The sequence below is a fragment of the Lysinibacillus sp. FN11 genome (genome assembly GCF_024628845.1).
GTDB lineage: Bacteria > Bacillota > Bacilli > Bacillales_A > Planococcaceae > Lysinibacillus > Lysinibacillus capsici.
Window position 1 is genome coordinate 2,545,220 of record NZ_CP102383.1, and the last position, 18,698, is coordinate 2,563,917.

Annotated in this window: 19 protein-coding genes and 1 riboswitch; of the genes, 2 read left to right on the forward strand and 17 right to left on the reverse strand. The window is 35.8% G+C overall.

The features are described from left to right. Positions 1-46: 46 nt before the first annotated feature. The 17 genes from NP781_RS13655 to comGA form a co-directional block, all read right to left on the reverse strand. Complete coding sequence (locus NP781_RS13655; protein WP_257520163.1) at positions 47-2,896, reverse strand: hypothetical protein; 2,850 nt, start codon at positions 2,894-2,896, stop codon at positions 47-49. Between the two features lie 274 nt (positions 2,897-3,170). Beyond that, positions 3,171-5,507 (reverse strand): sensor histidine kinase, encoded by a 2,337-nt coding sequence (locus NP781_RS13660; protein WP_221680142.1) that lies wholly within the window; start codon positions 5,505-5,507, stop codon positions 3,171-3,173. After that, entirely contained in the window at positions 5,498-5,656 is a 159-nt protein-coding gene (gene comX / locus NP781_RS13665) for a competence pheromone ComX (RefSeq protein ID WP_004231062.1), read from the reverse strand. Before comX ends, NP781_RS13660 begins: the two co-directional genes overlap by 10 nt. Before the next feature lie 278 nt (positions 5,657-5,934). Further along, on the reverse strand, positions 5,935-6,318 hold the full coding sequence (locus NP781_RS13670; protein ID WP_221680141.1) for an SMI1/KNR4 family protein: 384 nt from the start codon (positions 6,316-6,318) through the stop codon (positions 5,935-5,937). 30 nt (positions 6,319-6,348) lie between these two features. Next, entirely contained in the window at positions 6,349-7,296 is a 948-nt protein-coding gene (locus tag NP781_RS13675; RefSeq protein WP_257520164.1) for an ADP-ribosylglycohydrolase family protein, read from the reverse strand. A gap of 30 nt (positions 7,297-7,326) precedes the next feature. Then, positions 7,327-8,094: a macro domain-containing protein gene (locus tag NP781_RS13680; RefSeq protein WP_257520165.1), complete on the reverse strand. Its 768-nt coding sequence runs from the start codon at positions 8,092-8,094 to the stop codon at positions 7,327-7,329. Between the two features lie 448 nt (positions 8,095-8,542). After that, positions 8,543-10,006 carry an aminomethyl-transferring glycine dehydrogenase subunit GcvPB gene (gene gcvPB, locus NP781_RS13685; protein WP_048392265.1) on the reverse strand — a complete coding sequence of 488 codons (1,464 nt, stop codon included), beginning with the start codon at positions 10,004-10,006 and terminating at the stop codon, positions 8,543-8,545. Then, complete coding sequence (gene gcvPA / locus NP781_RS13690) at positions 9,999-11,345, reverse strand: aminomethyl-transferring glycine dehydrogenase subunit GcvPA (protein ID WP_004231057.1); 1,347 nt, start codon at positions 11,343-11,345, stop codon at positions 9,999-10,001. Before gcvPA ends, gcvPB begins: the two co-directional genes overlap by 8 nt. A 25-nt stretch (positions 11,346-11,370) precedes the next feature. Beyond that, entirely contained in the window at positions 11,371-12,474 is a 1,104-nt protein-coding gene (gene gcvT / locus NP781_RS13695; RefSeq protein ID WP_131520616.1) for a glycine cleavage system aminomethyltransferase GcvT, read from the reverse strand. 248 nt (positions 12,475-12,722) lie between these two features. Continuing rightward, positions 12,723-12,815: riboswitch (glycine riboswitch) on the reverse strand. Between the two features lie 144 nt (positions 12,816-12,959). Further along, positions 12,960-13,475, reverse strand: a complete 516-nt coding sequence (locus NP781_RS13700) for a shikimate kinase (RefSeq protein ID WP_004231053.1) — start codon at positions 13,473-13,475, stop codon at positions 12,960-12,962. A gap of 20 nt (positions 13,476-13,495) precedes the next feature. Beyond that, a complete protein-coding gene (locus NP781_RS13705) occupies positions 13,496-13,657 on the reverse strand; it encodes a hypothetical protein (RefSeq protein ID WP_225340350.1) in 162 nt (53 codons plus the stop codon). Positions 13,658-13,673: 16 nt separating this feature from the next. Next, positions 13,674-14,099 (reverse strand): competence type IV pilus minor pilin ComGF, encoded by a 426-nt coding sequence (comGF, locus tag NP781_RS13710; RefSeq protein ID WP_221680137.1) that lies wholly within the window; start codon positions 14,097-14,099, stop codon positions 13,674-13,676. Beyond that, entirely contained in the window at positions 14,092-14,409 is a 318-nt protein-coding gene (locus tag NP781_RS13715; protein ID WP_257520166.1) for a hypothetical protein, read from the reverse strand. The genes comGF and NP781_RS13715 overlap by 8 nt, the downstream gene beginning before the upstream one ends. Further along, positions 14,402-14,839 (reverse strand): competence type IV pilus minor pilin ComGD, encoded by a 438-nt coding sequence (comGD, locus tag NP781_RS13720; protein ID WP_257520167.1) that lies wholly within the window; start codon positions 14,837-14,839, stop codon positions 14,402-14,404. The genes NP781_RS13715 and comGD overlap by 8 nt, the downstream gene beginning before the upstream one ends. Continuing rightward, positions 14,839-15,177, reverse strand: coding sequence for a competence type IV pilus major pilin ComGC (comGC, locus tag NP781_RS13725; RefSeq protein WP_004231042.1), 339 nt, complete (start codon positions 15,175-15,177; stop codon positions 14,839-14,841). The genes comGD and comGC overlap by 1 nt, the downstream gene beginning before the upstream one ends. A gap of 10 nt (positions 15,178-15,187) precedes the next feature. After that, a complete protein-coding gene (gene comGB, locus NP781_RS13730; RefSeq protein ID WP_257520168.1) occupies positions 15,188-16,261 on the reverse strand; it encodes a competence type IV pilus assembly protein ComGB in 1,074 nt (357 codons plus the stop codon). Beyond that, entirely contained in the window at positions 16,236-17,255 is a 1,020-nt protein-coding gene (gene comGA / locus NP781_RS13735; RefSeq protein WP_257520169.1) for a competence type IV pilus ATPase ComGA, read from the reverse strand. The genes comGB and comGA overlap by 26 nt, the downstream gene beginning before the upstream one ends. Before the next feature lie 326 nt (positions 17,256-17,581). Between comGA and NP781_RS13740 the strand changes: the two genes are divergently transcribed. Together NP781_RS13740 and NP781_RS13745 are read left to right on the forward strand one after the other, a co-directional pair. Then, the gene (locus tag NP781_RS13740; RefSeq protein ID WP_257520170.1) at positions 17,582-18,292 is read left to right on the forward strand and encodes a helix-turn-helix transcriptional regulator; all 711 of its coding nucleotides are present in this window, start codon (positions 17,582-17,584) and stop codon (positions 18,290-18,292) included. Positions 18,293-18,409: 117 nt separating this feature from the next. Beyond that, the gene (locus NP781_RS13745; RefSeq protein WP_004231035.1) at positions 18,410-18,652 is read left to right on the forward strand and encodes a DUF2626 family protein; all 243 of its coding nucleotides are present in this window, start codon (positions 18,410-18,412) and stop codon (positions 18,650-18,652) included. Positions 18,653-18,698 lie beyond the last annotated feature (46 nt).

Here is an 18,698-nt window from a genome sequence, read left to right on the forward strand (position 1 = left end):
TAAAGAAAAGCCTCGAAAACTGTTCGAGGCCATCTGAAAGTTACAATTATTGCTCCGTTGGATACATGTTTGTATAGAGTAACTCTAATCTTTTAGAGAGCTTTCCATAGGCTGTTTGCCACGCTTTACGTGCAGCATCATTACTGCTCCCTGCTGGTTCGTATATAGCATGCACCTCTTCAACCTTCTTCAAATCACCCTCTGCTTGTGTGAGCTTCGAATAATTTTTAACAACCTTCTTATCAGCATCACTCAGAGCATCATAGGCTTTACGGATTTCACTTACTTTCTCCTGTAAACCATTGATATATTCACCTTTTACAAGAAGTGAATTGATGGATTCAATTAATGACAATGCATTTTCATTCGTTTGCTGTTGTCCTTTTTGCTTATCAATAATCAATTGTCTAGTTCCTGCATCAATCAGGCTCACTTGTTTAGATGTAAGCTTTTCATATGCCTTGATCACAGTGCTTGGATTTGAAGCAAAGGATTTCTCATAGGTCTTCATAAAGCTTTCCACTTTTTTCACGTCTGCAAGCGCAGTTTTTAAGATATCATAGTTCGTAATCAGTTTTTTCTCACTTGAACTAAGGCTACTATATTGTGTAGAAAGATTTTTAATACGTTCAATCGTTACGACATAGAGATTATTGGAAACAATTGTGGCAATATCATTATTTAGCTGTGTAATTTTCGATGCATTTTCATCTATATTTTGATTTTTTAATAAAGCTTCATATTGTTCTTTTGCTAAATGCTGCTGATTCGCAGGTAATTTCGCATAAGCTTTTTGCACTGTTTCAATTTTTTTAGCCTTTTTCGCAGCATCTGTTTCTTCTCTAGCAGTCTGTATTTTTTTATAGAAGGATTTTACACCTGTAATATCCTTATTTGCTGCTGTTAATAAATAATAATTTGTCACGTATTTTCTTGCAGCAGAAGACAATTTTTTATAGGATTCAGAAGCTGTATTAACAGCGGTTTCTAATTGATTGAATGAATATTTCGTAACATCCGCAAATTTGGCAATATCCGTCTTTAACGCCTCTGCTGCTGCTTTATCAGTAGGCACTTTACCATTGCCATCAACTGAAATCTTTGGCGTGTTTAGTAAAAATTCTTCAGCATTATATACAAGTGATTGCTGTAAATTTGTAAGATTATTATAAGCTTTTAAAGTACTTGTATAGCTTGAATTAAGTTTACTTTCCGTTACACCAGTTGTTGCAGATAACTTTTGATAGGCATCCATATCTTTAATTACTTTTTCAGCTGCTTTTAAATCTTTCTGTAAGCTAACAAGACTATCGTAGCCAATAATTTGTGCTGCCGAGGCTTTCGTTAAGCTCTTATACTCCTTGATCATTTGATTAACATTATTGACATGACTTTGCCATGAACCAGCAGACGGATTGAACGGATAAACATCATCGCTAATATAGCTATCTATAACATTATTTAAATTTATAATTTGGCTTTCTTCTGCACGTTCTGCTGTAGTCAAACGCTGGACATACACATCTGGCACTAATTTTAATTGTTTATATGTTAATTTTTCATAGGCTGTACGGATTGATTTAGCAGTCGTCACTTGTTTATTAGGCGTACTATTTGTAGCTAATTTATCAAATGATTTAATGAATTGCTCGACCTTTTTAATATCCGTTTTAGCCTCAGACAAAATTGCTTGGTTTTGAACAGCAGCTCGGTAGCTTTGTGATAATTTCTCAATATCTGCTTCGATTGTCTTCACGCTTGCTTGTAAGGAATCAACATCAGAAGCTACATACTTCACAAGTGAATTCTGATAAGATAATAAATTAATAATAGCTTGATTGAGTTTTCTCACTTCTTTTATCTCTTCAAGATCATTTGGCTCGTTTAATAGATTTTTAATGCCCGTATATAGGGTCTCATCTACATCTAAGCTACGCTGTAACAGATCTAGCTTATTATAAGCATCTTCTAGTTCCTTTATTTCTTTTTCATTACTAGTCTCTATTTTGCTCCATTTTTCATTTAACTTAGTTATTAATTCAACATCAGTAAGTGCTCGCTTTAAGACATCATAATTAGACACATTACCTTTAGCTGCTGCTGATAAGGATTGATAGTTTTTTTCTAGTTCCGTAACTTTAGCACCAAATTCTGCTAAGCTTGATACATTGTATTTATTATCATTGACCAGTAAAGCTTTAATCTCTTTCGTTAAAGTATCAGTGGGTTGTTTAGAGACAGTGATGGTATCAGATAGTTTAGATTCCGCAAAGGAAAGACCCACGTTTGCTTTGACAGTGACAGCAATATTTTTAATATCCTTTTCAATGGCATCCTTCGGAATCGTATATGTACTACCTGAAGCACCCTCTATGATAGTAAAGGAGTTATCACCTAATTTATAAAACCATTGATAACTATATGTAATTTGATCACTTTGCAATTTTGCACCATTCTTATCAGTTACAGTAATACCAGCTACTTTCACTGTTTCTCCAGGTGCTACAAAACCAGCGGATTGACCTTCTAAGGTCGGAATGGTGATATCGAGCTCTAATGGCTGAATAGTGCGCGGTGCACTTTTAATTTTTTTACCGTCTGTCGTAGTTGCTTCCACAAAAATGCTTTTTCCAGCTGCTTCAACAGGCACTTTTAAGGAAATAGATGTTGCTCCAGAAATGGGCTTATTTGTTGAACCCTCTTCCCCAGTAATTTCCTCTAGATAATACCATTGATAGGCATTGACGATACTATCATTTGGTAATTTTTCTACTTTTAATGTTGCGTTGACAATATGATCTCCAGTGACTGAAACTGTTTCAGCTGCACCTGCTACAGTTGGAACAATAAGTGCTACAGGAATTGCTGCTGCTGTTAAAAATAATTTTTTATACAAATCTATTGACCTCCTCAATCCTTCTCCTGATTATATCGGTCACCTGGCCATAATTTCCTTGAATATTAGGTAAATACTCCAAAAGGTGCATTTTTTCTGATTTACTATTCACTAAATGATATTTTTTTGATAACATTTTATCATTTTTGATTTATTAACTTAAATAAATAAATATATTTTCAAACAAAAGCCTTCTAACCCACATTCGTAGCCTCTACGAAGAGATTAAAAGGTGTTAAAAAAATATATGCACGTATGCTTCCGCTTCATCTGGTTATCCTCGTATCATATAAGTTGGTCGGGTCAGGGTCTTATAGGTATAGGGATTCGTATGTTGGGTTTCACTTACTTGAATACGAATCGTCATCCCTTCTCCTACTTTGCTATCTAATGCGAATTTCCCATTAAAAGCTTGAACTCGCTCCTGCATTCCTTGTATGCCCATAGAATCGGCAAGTAGAATATCATCTATATTACAACCAACACCATCATCACTATACAAAATTTGGAAGCCTTCTTCGGTGCCCAATAAATGTATTTCAACTGTATTAGCATAGGAATGTTTTAACGCATTGTTTAATAGTTCTTGGAACAGTCGATAAATCATTAAATTTAAACGCTCATCCTCTAAATAGAGGCGGTCAATCGTATATATCAAAACAAAATTAGCCCGTTTATGAATTTTTTGTATTAATTTTTCAAGGGCTGCATTTAAGCCTAATGTATCTAATAGAGGTGGCTTTAAGTTTTCGCAGTAGCCCCTCAAATCATTCAGAGAGATAATCATATGTTCATGAAGCTTTATAAGTTTAGACGGGATCTCCTCTTTTTCTTTTGTATGCATGAGGACATCCATTTCCCTTGCAATGTGCAATTGTTCTTGTAAAATCGTATCATGAAGTTCCTGTGCCAACTGATATTTTTCTTCCTCGAACCTTAGCCAGAGTAATTTATTGAGCCATGGTAGCTGTCGATTATCGGCTTCTTTCATATGCTTTAACTGATTTAAAAGCTCCTCAACCATTTTTGTGTTTTCGATAAAATTATTTAAATAGAGCAGCAATAATTCTAGCCATAGCAGTTCCTCGTCCTTGAGATAAATCGTTTTATTATGATCCACAACAAGGATTCGTTTATAGTTCACATCTTGATGAATAAAGGCAATATAGAAATGATCTGTCTTTTTAATATCTCCCAAGCCTAATCGTTCAACTAGTACCTCATCTATTTGATGCTGCGTGTATTCTTTGGATTTATTTGTTAAGGTAACTTGATGCGTTTGAAAATCATATGTGAGCACATACACACTTTCCATTTCAAGCTGAACCACAACCTCTTGTACAAATTTCTCTAATAAGTCCTCAATCTTCACCACTCTACCAATACTCTCAACGGTCGTATACAAGCGGTGGATGTAGTCGCCTTTTGTAGAAAATAAAATTTTCCGCTTACGATAATCAATCCGCTCTTTGATGTAGAACAACGCCATTAACGATAGAAAGGCAAAAAAGAAAATCTCCGTCATGTGCGAAACTGATAAATCTGCAAATAAATATAAACCGATTAACAGCCATATCGTAAAGCCAAATGAGAAATTAAAATAATAACGTAATCTAGAAATGAAATACTCCATATCAAAAATACGTTCAGTGAGTTGTGTAAAAATGAAGCTGAATGGAATTAGTAAAAGAAATATTGAACTTATATCTGCCGAAAGAATTTGATTGTGGAAAAAAATTTCTGGTAACGCATATAGAAAAAGGAATGGTATAAAAGGAATTATTATACTACTTAATAGGATTTTAAGTTCTGGAATTCTATATTTAACGTAACTAAAAATCATTATACTAAGAATAGCTACTAGTAATAAAAAAAATAGACCTAAAATAATACTTGAAACTATAGAATGAATTCCGTCATAAACTATTCCGAAGATACTTAAAATAATTACAGCTATGGGAAGTATATATAACGAATTAATATTTTTTATAAACGGCCATCTTATATTTAGGAAGCCAAAATACTCTTTCAAAAACTTTAATAAAAGAACTAGACAGAGAAGCATGCTACCACGGTTTACTATAATTCCGAAAGGGTTTAATATACCTGAAGCACCTATGCTTAGATAAGCTAAAGAAACAGATAAAATAAACAAAATTAATAAATTTATTAAGATTGTATTTTTAGGTTTCAGATACAAATAAATTGAAATTAATAGAGATAATAAATAGTAACTAGTTGGCACAAGGAGAACAGAATAGAATTGTTGAGTGATGTCAAACGGCTTTATTTTTATCTCTTTTAGTTCCCCGTTCGGTTTCATTATTGTTATTTCATTTGCCGATCTAATTACTAAATCATATTTAAGATTAGTTATTTTATCTATATTATTCCCATTTACGCTTAAAATATTATCTCCAATCTCTATTTGCTGCTTTAAAGCCCAATCTTTATAATAAGGATTCGTTATTTTCCAAACACCATTTTCCTCTTTAACCTCTATATTAATAAAAGGTTTACTATAAATGATAAATAATAAATAGAGACCTATTATTAAATATACACTTATAGTAAACCAAAACCTTTTATTGTTATTTGTTTTTAATTCCACAAACGATTTTCAAGGTTCAGTTCTTCATCAAACGAATCCAAAATTGCCTTTTGTTCTAATGCTGTTACACCAATGAGAGAAGCTTTTTTTTCTTTTAACAATGTCACTAACGTCGGATTTTGCTCTAAATATTGAATCATGTTAATCATTAAAATCGCCTCATTTCTTCATTTTTTAAGTTTATAGTCACTATTTTTTGCCAATAATTCCTCTTTATAAGGAATTATTAACCATTTATGTAACTATATTTTTATTATACTACCTCTCTCCAATAATTCAACATAATTTTCTAAAAAATTCAAAAAATAATAGATTACGTAATAATTTTGCTTTATTTTCAATTATTTTTCTCCAAAAATAGACATAGAAAACAAATGAAAAAGCTCCTTCCTTCTAGTAGGAAGAAGCTTTTCATTTGTCTCTCTTGCTAATACTGACACCCTGCTTGTAGCCATTTGCATAAATCATAAGTAATCAATGTTGCATGCTTTGGATTCATATCACCACTATCTACTGCTAAAACACGAGAATCCTCTGCCTTTATGTCCATTAAAAAGACAATTCCTCCGCTATCATCACCAATTGCAATATAGCCTTTTGCATATTCCTCCACTTCCCAAGTCTCGTTTCTTTCTAAAACTTCTTCTGTACCATAAATGAACACGCCGTTTGTAAACGATGAACCGTTACTTTCCTTTAATACAAGTGTATACGCACGAGGAAGTTGGCAATTCAGCCTATTTTCTATGTGTACAATTTGGTGATCTGTTGCTGGTGGATTTGCAGTATATCTATTATGTATAGGTAACATGTCGTCACCGTCCTTTCCAACAAACTTTTTTTACGTCTGTGCTGCACAAAATTCATAAAACGCCAAGATTAAGTCATCTACCTTTTCTTTACTGACAATTTTACCTAACCATTCTTCTGGAATTTTGTCCAACTGTTTATACATACCCGCGATTGATCCTGTAATCGCCCCAACGGTGTCCGTATCTTCTCCTAAATTAACTGCTTTTAGAATCGCGTCTTTAAACGTTGTAGAATTACCTACACACCAAATGGCTGCTTCTAGTGAATGAACAATATAGCCGCTTGATTGAATCTCATCTTCAGGCGTATTTAAAAAGTTTTCATGAAAAATCCTTACGTAAGCATTTAGCTCTGCTTTCATTTCATTCTGTAAATTATTTTGCAGTAAGTCAAAGACCTCTTTTAAGGCCACTTCTAGTGAATTATTTCGGTATAAGCTTAATAATAGTTCAATGTAAATGATGGACCCTACTATGGAACGCGGGTGACCATGAGTAATCTCTGTATACTGATGAACTAATTCTTTTCTTTTAGTAAAATCTAACTCATGCATGACCATGAATACTAAAGGAGCTATCCTCATTAACGTACCATTGCCATTATCAAACTCGCCCGTTTTACCACATTGTGCTGGTGGAACACCTTTTTTATAGTTCGAAACGGCATCCGCTGTAGTAATTCCAATATCAAACATTTCGCCAAATGGTGTGAGATAGCCCTGCTCCATGTATTGTACAAATTTGTTCATTAATGTTTTGGTATCCCCATTTTCAATAATGTTCTCGACTAGGCAGAGTGTTAGAGAAGTATCGTCAGACCAAGTGCCAGGTGGCTGATTGTAAGTACCGTATCCCATCACATCTTGCACATGGAAAGTCCCTCTTTGTTTAAACTCAACAGGTACGCCCATTAGATCACCAATAATCCCACCGTATAAAGTGTCAAACACCCGCTCCCTCAATTTTGTATCTACCATAGATACCACCCCTAACTTTTTTAAAATTTATCACAATTCAAAAACAGTACATTTAATTTTATAATAAATCAATTCCTCATTTATTATTTTTTCAATCTCTCTCCAATCTCCTCCAGCTAAACCTGAACCAATTTTAGGCATCTGTATCGATAATCTATTTTTTAATGCAAATCTCGCAACTTTTCTTAAACATAAACGAAGCACATCATAATCCATATAGGTTGTACGATCTTTGTCATTTTTCCTCACACCATGTTGTGCAAGCATATTGGCAACAAAAGTAGCTTTCAGCTGGTCTACACATACAAACTGAACTTCTCCTAACTCAAAAGTTTCTTTATCCTTAGACCATTTAACATATTCCCTTTTGGCTAAAGGGAATTGCTTTGATAAAGATAAAACAAAGCCTTCTCCCCAAATTCCTAAAATATTAACAACATGGATGATGAGTGTATGTTCTTCTAAAGGAAGAGAAGCATCGCCCTTTAAGTAGTTGATTTGAGATTTGTTAGCTACAATTCCTTCCTGCCATTTATTCTCAAAGTCTAATCGAGTAATAGGTATACTATCGCTTAAATCTAAATTATCGATATGTCCGTCATACAATAAAAATCCAATATCTTCGTTCCAATCATGCAATGATGAAGAACTATACATATCGTTGCTAATTATGTTGATCTGCCTAGTTGCAACGCCATCATCAAATTCTGTATATAATTGACCATAACCTTTTAAAAATTCAATATTATCACATTTATAGTATAATAGACTATCACCAAACTTGATATCTTCTTCCACCACTTTAACCCCCTTAATAGATCCATCCTAACCCTATCATATTTTTGTGCATAACAAGGTGCAAAGATTTTGATTAATTATACTATCAATTGTAGATAGTTAGACACTAACTCTAAGTCCATAAATCGGATCCTTTAAGATGGAAATAAATCAAGATCAGTGTCTTTTAACACCCATCTTATATACTTACCAACGAAACTTCCATCAACTTTTAATTTTGCATTACTTGGCACTTCTCTTGTAAGATACTCAGATTTATCATAATCAACTAATACATGTCTTTTCATTCATTATAATAAAGCAAAATGTTTTGGTTTACCTTTTGTACTCACAACACGCAAATTAGCTATCACATAATCCTGTAATACATTTCACTATTGAAGATTTATTTAGCTTGTAATTTAAGGTGCAAAAAAACCGCTCACATGAACGTGAACGGTTTTGTAGACTATGCTTTTTGATAACGAAGCACTGGTGTACGAGCAGCGCGTGTTTCGTCTAGACGAGATACGACTGTTGTATGAGGTGCTTCTTGAACGATTGATGGATTTTCTTCTGCTTCTTTCGCAATTTGAATCATTACATCACAGAATGCATCTAATGTTTCTTTAGATTCTGTTTCAGTTGGTTCAATCATCAACGCCTCTTCCACATTTAATGGGAAGTATGTTGTTGGTGGATGGTAGCCAAAGTCTAACAGACGTTTTGCGATATCTAATGTACGAACGCCTAGTTTCTTCTGACGACGACCTGATAAGACAAATTCATGTTTACAGTGACGGTTATATGGTAGATCGTAAAATGGCTCTAAGCGACGCATCATGTAGTTGGCGTTTAATACAGCATATTCTGTAACAGCTTTTAAGCCATCTGGACCCATTGTGCGAATGTACGTATAAGCACGAACATTGATACCAAAGTTACCATAGTAAGGTTTTACGCGACCGATTGATTGTGGACGATCGTAGTCAAAGTGGTATGTGCCTTCTTCAGTTCTTACTAATACTGGTTTTGGTAGGAATGGAATTAAATCTGCTTTTACACCTACTGGACCAGAACCTGGACCACCGCCACCATGTGGGCCTGTAAATGTTTTGTGTAGATTTAAATGCACACAGTCAAAGCCCATATCGCCAGGACGTGCTTTACTCATTACAGCATTGAGGTTCGCACCATCATAGTACACTTTACCGCCTACAGAGTGAATTAGCTCTGCCATTTCGATAATGTTTTCTTCAAATAACCCTAGTGTATTCGGGTTAGTTAACATTAGAGCTGCTGTATCAGAACCCACTACTTTACGAAGGTCTTCGATATCAACCAAGCCATTTTCATCTGATTTAACAGTGATTGTTTCAAAGCCCGCTACTGTCGCTGATGCTGGGTTTGTACCGTGAGCTGAATCAGGAACGATTACTTTGTTACGGTGACCTTCACCATTTGCTTCATGGAATGCACGAATCATCATTAACGCTGTCCATTCACCATGAGCACCTGCTGCTGGTTGTAATGTAACTTCATCCATCCCTGTAATTTCTACTAAAGAAGTTTGAAGATCATAAAGAAGCTCCATTGCCCCTTGTGCTGTTGATTCATCCTGTAATGGGTGAACATTTGCAAAGCCTGATAGACGTGCAACTGTTTCATTAATTTTCGGATTATATTTCATCGTACAAGAGCCAAGCGGATAGAAGCCAGAGTCTACTCCATGGTTTCTACGAGAAAGTGCTGTATAATGACGCATAATATCAAGCTCAGACACTTCAGGTAGTTCTGCTGCCTCTGAACGTACTAAGTTTGCAGGTAATAAATCTGCTAGGTCTACCTCAGGCACATCTAGTGCTTCTAAACTATAGCCAACGCGACCTTCTTTTGAAATTTCAAAAATGAGTGATTGATTTTCGTTATGCATTAAGAGCCCCCATTTCTGCAACAAGTGCATCAATTTCTTCTTTCGTGCGTAATTCAGTTACTGCGATTAGCACATGATTTTTAAGAGAGTCATAATTTTGACCTAAAGGATAGCCACCGATAATACCCTTTTCGATTAAACCTTTATTGATTTCCTTCACACATTTATTCGTTTTCACAACGATTTCATTGAAGTGTGCACCTTGGAATGCTACTGTAAAGCCTGCTGCTTCAAAGGCATTTTTTGCATAACGTGTTTTCGCGATGTTTTGAGTAGCCATTTCACGAATTCCTTGTTTTCCTAGAGCTGTCATCGCTACAGAAGCTGCAAGTGCAAGTAGTGCTTGGTTCGAGCAAATATTCGAAGTTGCTTTATCACGACGGATATGTTGTTCACGTGCTTGTAGTGTTAAAACATATCCCCGACGGCCTTCACCATCCACTGTTTCACCAACAAGACGTCCTGGTACCTTACGCATCAATTTTGTTGTCACTGCAAAGAAACCACAGTGTGGGCCGCCGAAAGCTTCAGAAATACCAAATACTTGCGCATCACCTACACAAATATCAGCACCAAGCTTGCCAGGAGGCGTCAAAATTCCTAATGCCAATGGGTTAGAAGATACAACGAGTAAGCTTTTTGCAGCATGTGCAATATCCCCAATCACTTGAATATCTTCCACTTGGCCAAAGAAATTTGGATATTGTGCAATAACAGCTGCTGTGTTGTCATCGATTAACTCTTTTAATGCATCCACATCTGTCACACCATCTTTTTGCGGAATAGTCACGATGTCAATGGATTGACCATAGGCATATGTAGCAACAACATCGCGATATTCTGGGTGCACTGCTTCTGACACTAAAATCTTCTTGCGACGCGTATGACCAGCTGCCAACATACCCGCTTCTGCCAATGCTGTACCACCGTCATACATAGAAGAATTAGCAAGATCCATTCCCGTTAGCTCAGCAATCATCGTTTGGAATTCAAAGATGGCTTGTAGCTCACCTTGTGAAATCTCTGGCTGATATGGTGTATAAGCTGTATAGAATTCTGAACGAGAAATAACATGGTCTACAATCACTGGTTTATAGTGGTTATAAACACCTGCACCTAAAAATGATACGTTGGCATTTGTGTCCTTATTTTTAGCAGCAAGTGCCGTTAACTCTTTTAATAAAGCAGATTCTGATTTTGCTTCTTTAATATCATAAAGGCCTTTAAAACGGACTTTCTCAGGAATATCCTCAAATAACTCATCGACTGAGGATACACCGATTACGTCTAACATTTCTTTTTGATCTTGCTCCGTCATAGGTAAATAACGATGTTTCATAAATGTAGGTCCCTCTTTTCAACTATTATTTTGAACGCTTGTAAAACGGTGTTTCTACTGTTATTACCTTTAAGTGTTTACCGCGAATTTCAATTTCTAGCTCAGTTCCGATTGTTGCGAATTGACTGTCAATTAATGCGTGACCAACATTACGTTTAGATGAAGGAAGCTGAGTACCCGTTGTCACTTCACCGATTTCTTGACCATCCTTAAACACTTTGTAGCCATGGCGTGGAATGCCTTTATCAATCATTTCAATGCCTACAAGTTTGCGTGGTAGACCATTTTCCTTTTGAGCTACTAATGCTTCATGACCAATGAAGCCTTCTTTATTTAATTTCACAGCGAAGCCAATACCAGCCTCTAGAGGAGAAATTGTTGCTGATAGCTCTTGACCATATAGTGGTAGCCCAGCTTCAAAACGAAGTGTATCACGACATCCTAGTCCAGCTGGAACAACCCCTTTTTCTTGACCTGCCTCTAAAATTTTACCCCAAAGCGCTTTGATGTCTTCTGGAGCGCCATATAATTCAAAGCCATCTTCACCTGTGTAGCCACTGCGAGAAACTAATACTTTATGACCTGCAACCTCCACATTCTCTTGGAAGCGGAAAAATTTAATGGCACTTACATCCGTCGAAGTAAGGGATTGAAGAACCTCTTCTGCTAGTGGACCTTGAAGAGCTATTTGTGCATAGGCATCCGATTGGTTATCAATCGTCACATCATATTGATGTTGATTTTCCATCATCCAATCATAGTCTTTTTCAATGTTAGCTGCATTGACACATAATAAATAGTGATTGTCAGCTAATTTATATGTTAATAAATCATCAACAACGCCACCATCTTCGTAGCACATTGCCGTGTACTGTGCTTGACCGTCAACAATTTTTGATACATCATTTGATAAAAGATTTTGTAAAAAACCTAAAGCATCGGGACCAGTTACTAAAATCTCTCCCATATGTGATACATCAAATAAGCCTGCACGATTACGCACTGCATCATGTTCTTCTTTAATAGAAGAGAATTGAACAGGTAATTCCCATCCACCGAAGTCAACTGTTTTTGCACCATATTTCGCGTATTCTTCAAATAGAGGTGTACGTTTTAATTCATTCGCCATTCTTTTTTTGCCCCCTTATTGTTAGTTACATTTTTACTGGTAGTAGTTCGTCTGCTTTTTGTATTCCTACAGTCAATTACGTAAATCAGGCTATAGACATAAAAAAAGACAGACGAACCCCTTTTCGGGATTCTCTGTCCTTGCACCTGAAAGTTACACCAGACTGGCTCGCAAGCTCTACGTTGCCAATCAGTCGGCTTTCCCCTTTGGTGGCTGTTATTGTTATACTACAGCTCTCTCCAGAGTTGCGTCTTGTACGAGTCCTTTTACCTGAGAGATTCATAGCCCATTGCTACTTGCTCCTTCGGTGGCGTCTACACGCTCTCTCCCCGCACAATCATCCGCCCAAGATAAATCTTGGTACTATTTAGTATTCAATGAACATTTAGTTACTTATTTGTCTATATCCTAACATTAAATGCATTGGAAAGGCAATCATTTTTTAAAAGATAATAAAACACGAACATTAAATAAAAGAAAGTAATTCATCGTTCGTTTTTCAACCTTTTCACTTGAAATACTAAATACTCTAGAATTTGGCGAATCGTCCTACCTTCTGTCAGTACCTGAATATGACCTGCATCACGGTAAAACTTCCTTCTGTAGTGATACAGACTTTCTAGCTCCTCCTTTGTAGAGCTCTGTACAATGGGTCTATTTGGATCATGCTGAACTCGTTTATAAATATCCTCAAACGACGCATCTAAAAAAAACACCAGTCCACTGCGTCTCATAATTTTTCGATTTTCAGCATTGATGGCAACGCCACCACCAGTCGAAATAATACAAGCCTCGTCCCTGAAATTTTTCAAAAATTCTGTTTCTATTTCTCGAAAGTGGGCCTCACCGTATTTTTCAAAAATCTGTGGAATTGTCATCCCCTGCTGACGCACAATCTCATGATCCATATCATAATATGGCATCTTCAATAAATAGCTTAAACGTCTTCCTAATGCACTTTTTCCACTACCCATAAAACCAACTAAATATATTTTTCGCAATTCGATTCACCTTCTTATAACTACGATTCTACACTGTCTGACAAAATTTGTCCCAATAAATTTATCGTAGCTCGAACATTCAATTTTTCTAGCCCATCATATGTTCGATACTGCATTTCATAAGACATATAATACGCAAGAACAAAAGTAGTTACAAAAAATAATAATGCAATTGCGATCAAAAAAATAGCCCCTCTGTCATTTTTCAATAATTGGCACATAAAAGGTTCGCTCCTTTAGAATACCACTAGCCATTTCAACAGCTATCGTCAGCTTATTTTCGGAATAGCTAAATTGACATTTATTGATTCCTATTAGTATAGGAACATGTCCACCCTTTACCTGCTCACGGATAATATTCGAGTAGCAATCAATATGATGGAGCGTATTAGCTGTTTGGAAAGTTATTCTTTTTTGATCTTCACGAATGGAAAAGGTGGAAATATCTTTTAGAGAGAGGTTCAAATCAGAAACAAATAGTTCCCACTTTGTTTGTTCATCTGTTAGCATAGTGGACTTCATTTCAGCAAACCAAAGTATTATAAGGACAAAAAAATGAGAAATAAGCACAAAAACGACTAATTGAAACATAGCTTCTATTAATGTATAGCCTTTCTCATTCATGAACTTCACCTGTCACTTGAATACATTTTTGGCGTGATTCCTGTAAATTTTGAAATTGGACACAAACTTGTTGTTCGTCAACTTTCCAATGATAAGCAACCTGTTCAATGATTCGAGAGCCCTCTGTTACTTGAATCGCATGGTACTGTTTTAAACCTTCGTATGCTGTTTCAGCTGCAATTAGCTCCATTTTTTTATTAGCAAGATTTGTTTTCATCGTATAAGTAATGGGGATTAACGAAGTACAAAGTAACATCAAAATACCCACACCTAAAATAGTTTCTACAAAAGAATAGCCTGACTCATTCAATCCTAGCTCTCCCTCGTCCTAATGTTATGATTACTTTTCTCTTGCCCTGTGGTGTTTTAAATGCCATGGTGCCTGCTGTCATCACATTGCCGCTATAGTTATAGACAAGTGTTTGAATTGAACTCTCAGCTGGCAAAAATTCAACCCCCTTTGGAAAAGAGCGTTCATATAAATGAGTATAAATATCTTTTTGAATAGTATAACGATTTGTTGAACCTTCCATTTTCAGGGCTATATATTGTCGTTGGCTCATACTAGAGGTTTGAATATATTGAATATCCAGTTGTAATTGCGTAAAAAATCGTTCTAATTCCTTGGTTTCTGCTATTTTCAATGAGAATTTACTAACAATCGCTGTTAAACTCATAACAAGAAATAAGACAACCAGAATTTCAAGAATCGTAAAACCACCGTTTTTATGAACATTCATTAGCTATCAGTACCTGTTTCCAAGTTGACATTGGCTGGGCGTACCTCTCCCTCATTAGTAATCACTATTTCTTCTTTATTTGGGCAGGTTGTTTCATTTTCCTTTAAATAGCCTTTTGCCACTAAATCATCTAAGGTAGGATAAGCCATATAATCTACACGATACGCCTCTACTTGGCCTTGTACCATGCTTATATAAGCTGTACAGCCTTTCTTATCTATTGTGGCGAAATGCTTTGTAACATTTGGGATTGTAATTAAAATAAGAATGGATATAATTAACAGAACTATAAGCATCTCGATTAAAGTAAAACCAGCTTGTTGTTTGAGTCGTTTCATCATCTTCCTCCTAAACTAATTCAATCATGTGATAGATGGGTAATAATAAACTGATATAAGCCGCTATTATACAAGCAGCTATAAGGATAAAGAAACTAGGCTGCACAAAAGCTAATATTTTTTGTAAAAGCTGTTCCTGCTTTTCCATTAATAAATCGCTATACAATACTAATTCTTTTCCTAAATAGCCGCTGTGCTCGCCATGCTCTACGAACATTGGAAAATCTTTTTGAAAAACGGCCATCATCGTTACCGCCTGTGTCAGTGATTCTCCAAAGATGACTCTTTCTTTTATACGCTGTGAAAGAACTTGGAGAAATGGTTGTAGCTGCTGTTCCTCTAATAGCTGAAGGCTTGCTTGTAATGAAAATCCACTTTGTAGTAAGCTGCCTAAATAAGCAGCAAACTGCCTTGTCAATGCCAGCCTAAAATAGCGCTGTATAAAGGGGATTTTTAATAAAATTGTTAGTTGATGAGCAACAGCTTGTCGTTTGAGATAGAATCGAAAAATGATTAAGCTACCTATTACTATGAACATGGTCGAGATAACTACATCTGGTACATGTAATAACAGATTGGACAACGCAATACTTGTCTCTTCTGTTTCAGAGGTACGACTGACGACCATTCTTTCAATGTTCGGTAAAAAAAATGTACGAAACACAAAAAATAACAACAATAAAAAGATAATCAGTGTGACAGGGTAGATCAGCAGCTTGATTAGCTTTTTCTTAGTCTTTTCACTTACTGTTATCTGTTTAGCCACACCTTTAAATGCTTCTATCATGTGGCCATTGTTTTCCGCCACCTTAATTGCCATTAAATAATGATTCCCTAGCTGTAATGTTTCAAATATCCCTGCAACCCCTACTCCTTGTCTGAGCTTTTCATCAATTTGCTGCTGTATGTCCTCATGGGCTTCGATATGATGAGGTAGTAGCATGGAAATAGCTTGGGGAAATAAATATCCTTCCTGCATTAGTACACATAAACGATTGAAAAGCTGAGCTTGTTCCTTTACCCGCCATTTCGTAGCCCGATTATAAAAAAGAACAATTTTATCGATGTATGGTTGTAACTGCATATAGGCTCTCCACTAATTCCTTTTGCCCCATTAATGTTAAGTCATAAGGAAGTTTGTAATTTCCCTTATCCTTGATGGCGGTGATGGCTCTTGATAGATGATCGTCATGTAATATTTCATAGACAGCTCGACGTTCTCCATGTAGAGCTGAGGTCTGAACAAGCATTTGGGCAACTATACCGATAACCGTTTGACGAAGCTCCTCTATCGACACACCTAAATCCATTAAACGATAGAGACAATTAATGGAGTCTTTTGCATGAATAGTGGAGACAACTAAGTGCCCTGTTAGAGAGGCTTGGATGGCAATATTTGCTGTTTCTCTATCGCGAATTTCACCAATCATAATGACATCAGGTGAATGGCGCAAAATGGCTTTTAATCCTGCAGCATATGTAACACCTGCTCGCTCGTTGACTTGAATTTGAAGTAAATTGGCTTGGCTGTTTTCTACAGGGTCTTCTAAAGAAATCACATGTCGATTCAATTCTGTGGAACAGTAATGGATTAGGGAATAAAGTGAAGTAGACTTGCCAGAACCTGTTGCTCCCGTAAAAAATAGAAGACCTTGTCGGTTTTGTACCAGCTCCATGAGTTGGTGAGCTGCGCTTTTGGAAAAGCTTAGGGAAGTTAGTGGAAATGCATGATTTTGGAGAAGTAAACGAATAATTAAGCTTTCTTTTAAAAATACAGAAGGCAGTGTGGATACTCGAAACGAATAAGAATTTTGCTCCATTGCTTTTTGAAAGGCACCGCTTTGAGGTTTACGACGTTCACTAATATCTAATTCGGCAAGAAATTTATAGTAAGAGATCATTCTTTCTGCAAGTTCATGAGGTAGCTCACCAGCGTGGAGAAGTTTATCATATTTCCGAAAATAGATCCGATACTTTATGTTTCCTGGAACTAACAATAAATCGGATGCTCCAAAATGATAGGCCTTTAGTAAAAGTTGCTCACATTTTTGTTCGACAACTGTTTCAAAACTCTGCATATATGCACCTCTCTTTTAGTTCATTCGAATATGACCGCTCTATTCGTTATTTCCTAGTATAAGGAGGAACTCGCCACGAGAAAAGCCCTTTTCAGAAAATAAAAATTTGCAAGTTAATTTTCTGCCAATAATGTTTTTTGCTATAAAAATGTGGATAAAGTGCAATTTTCCACTAAAAAAGAATATAAATGCATGAAAAAATTAATATTTATGCCGAAATGAACTGTATCTTTTTCAATAATACAATATAATAGTATCAACATGATTATTTTCCTAACACTTGGTAGACGAACAAAATTTTTATAAAAATTAAAGAGGTGAAGCTCATGATCCATCCATTAAAAATTACTAGTACACTAGCGGATGAAACAAGATACTCTATTTATGAGTACATATTGCAAGAGAAAAAAACAGTTACTGTACAACATATTGCTGATAAATTCGGTATCCATCCTAACGTTGCTCGACTTCATTTAACGAAGCTTTCAGAAATAAATATTATTACAGCTGACTATGTAAAAACAGGTAAAGGTGGCAGACCTGGACGTGTTTATAAAGCTTCAGAAAAAGGCGTATCTCTTACTTTTCCAAGACGTGAGGAAGATCGTTTATTAAAATGGACGATACAATTAATTGAAGACTTTGGTCCATCTGCATTAACAAAGTGCCAGGAAATTAGCTACCAAGACGGCTACCAGCAAATGAAAAATTATATGAATGCTGAATTGACATTAAGTAATTCTCTTTCCTTCGAAGAAAAACTTCAGCTATTAACGGACAATGCCGCATTAATTGGTTATATTCCACAAATTCAACAAACTGAGAATGGAAAAAAAGTTATCTTCTCCATCTTCAATTGTCCCTTCCAGGAGCAACTGACAGCCTATTCTGAAATTGTTTGTTCATTACATGAATCCTATTTAAAAGGGCAATTAGATGCCTTGTTTACGAACAATGAATTTGTGCAAATGGAAAGTATGATACATAATTGCGATTTATGTAAATATGAAATAAACGTGACAGAAATCGATAGCTAGATTAAAAATCCATTTGTTTGTCACAAACATGGAGAAGTTCCAGTTTACAGACACCTTTCATATCATTTATAATGAGTAAGAGATTATTGTGTCGTGGGCAAAAGGAGGGGAAATTTCATGGATAATATGTATAAAGTTATGGCATTCTGGACAGGTATTTTTGCCGTTATGTTCTACCTTGGAGGTATGAACGAGGTATCGCTATTATTCTTAGGTAATACAGGTTTATTCTTATTATTAGGCTTCTTAAACCTTTCAGAACGTATGTACATGTACATTTTCGGAGCATATTTAACTGTATTCTTCGCTGGCTTCACGTACTATACAACATTCATTCACGTACCTGGTGGCGGTCATTAATACAAACAAAATCGCGTATCTCACTTTCGGTGAGATACGCTTTTTT

Excerpts from the sequence above, each read along its gene's own strand:
- gcvPA (WP_004231057.1), bottom strand. The coding sequence starts at position 11,345 with ATGAAACATCGTTATTTACCTATGACGGAGCAAGATCAAAAAGAAATG.
- comGD (WP_257520167.1), bottom strand. The coding sequence starts at position 14,839 with ATGAATGTTCATAAAAACGGTGGTTTTACGATTCTTGAAATTCTGGTT.
- comGA (WP_257520169.1), bottom strand. The coding sequence starts at position 17,255 with ATGCAGAGTTTTGAAACAGTTGTCGAACAAAAATGTGAGCAACTTTTA.
- comGF (WP_221680137.1), bottom strand. The coding sequence starts at position 14,099 with ATGAATGAGAAAGGCTATACATTAATAGAAGCTATGTTTCAATTAGTC.
- gcvPB (WP_048392265.1), bottom strand. The coding sequence starts at position 10,006 with ATGCATAACGAAAATCAATCACTCATTTTTGAAATTTCAAAAGAAGGT.
- gcvT (WP_131520616.1), bottom strand. The coding sequence starts at position 12,474 with ATGGCGAATGAATTAAAACGTACACCTCTATTTGAAGAATACGCGAAA.
- comX (WP_004231062.1), bottom strand. The coding sequence starts at position 5,656 with ATGATTAACATGATTCAATATTTAGAGCAAAATCCGACGTTAGTGACA.
- comGC (WP_004231042.1), bottom strand. The coding sequence starts at position 15,177 with ATGAAACGACTCAAACAACAAGCTGGTTTTACTTTAATCGAGATGCTT.
- NP781_RS13675 (WP_257520164.1), bottom strand. The coding sequence starts at position 7,296 with ATGGTAGATACAAAATTGAGGGAGCGGGTGTTTGACACTTTATACGGT.
- NP781_RS13745 (WP_004231035.1), top strand. The coding sequence starts at position 18,410 with ATGGATAATATGTATAAAGTTATGGCATTCTGGACAGGTATTTTTGCC.
- NP781_RS13670 (WP_221680141.1), bottom strand. The coding sequence starts at position 6,318 with ATGTTACCTATACATAATAGATATACTGCAAATCCACCAGCAACAGAT.
- comGB (WP_257520168.1), bottom strand. The coding sequence starts at position 16,261 with ATGCAGTTACAACCATACATCGATAAAATTGTTCTTTTTTATAATCGG.
- NP781_RS13740 (WP_257520170.1), top strand. The coding sequence starts at position 17,582 with ATGATCCATCCATTAAAAATTACTAGTACACTAGCGGATGAAACAAGA.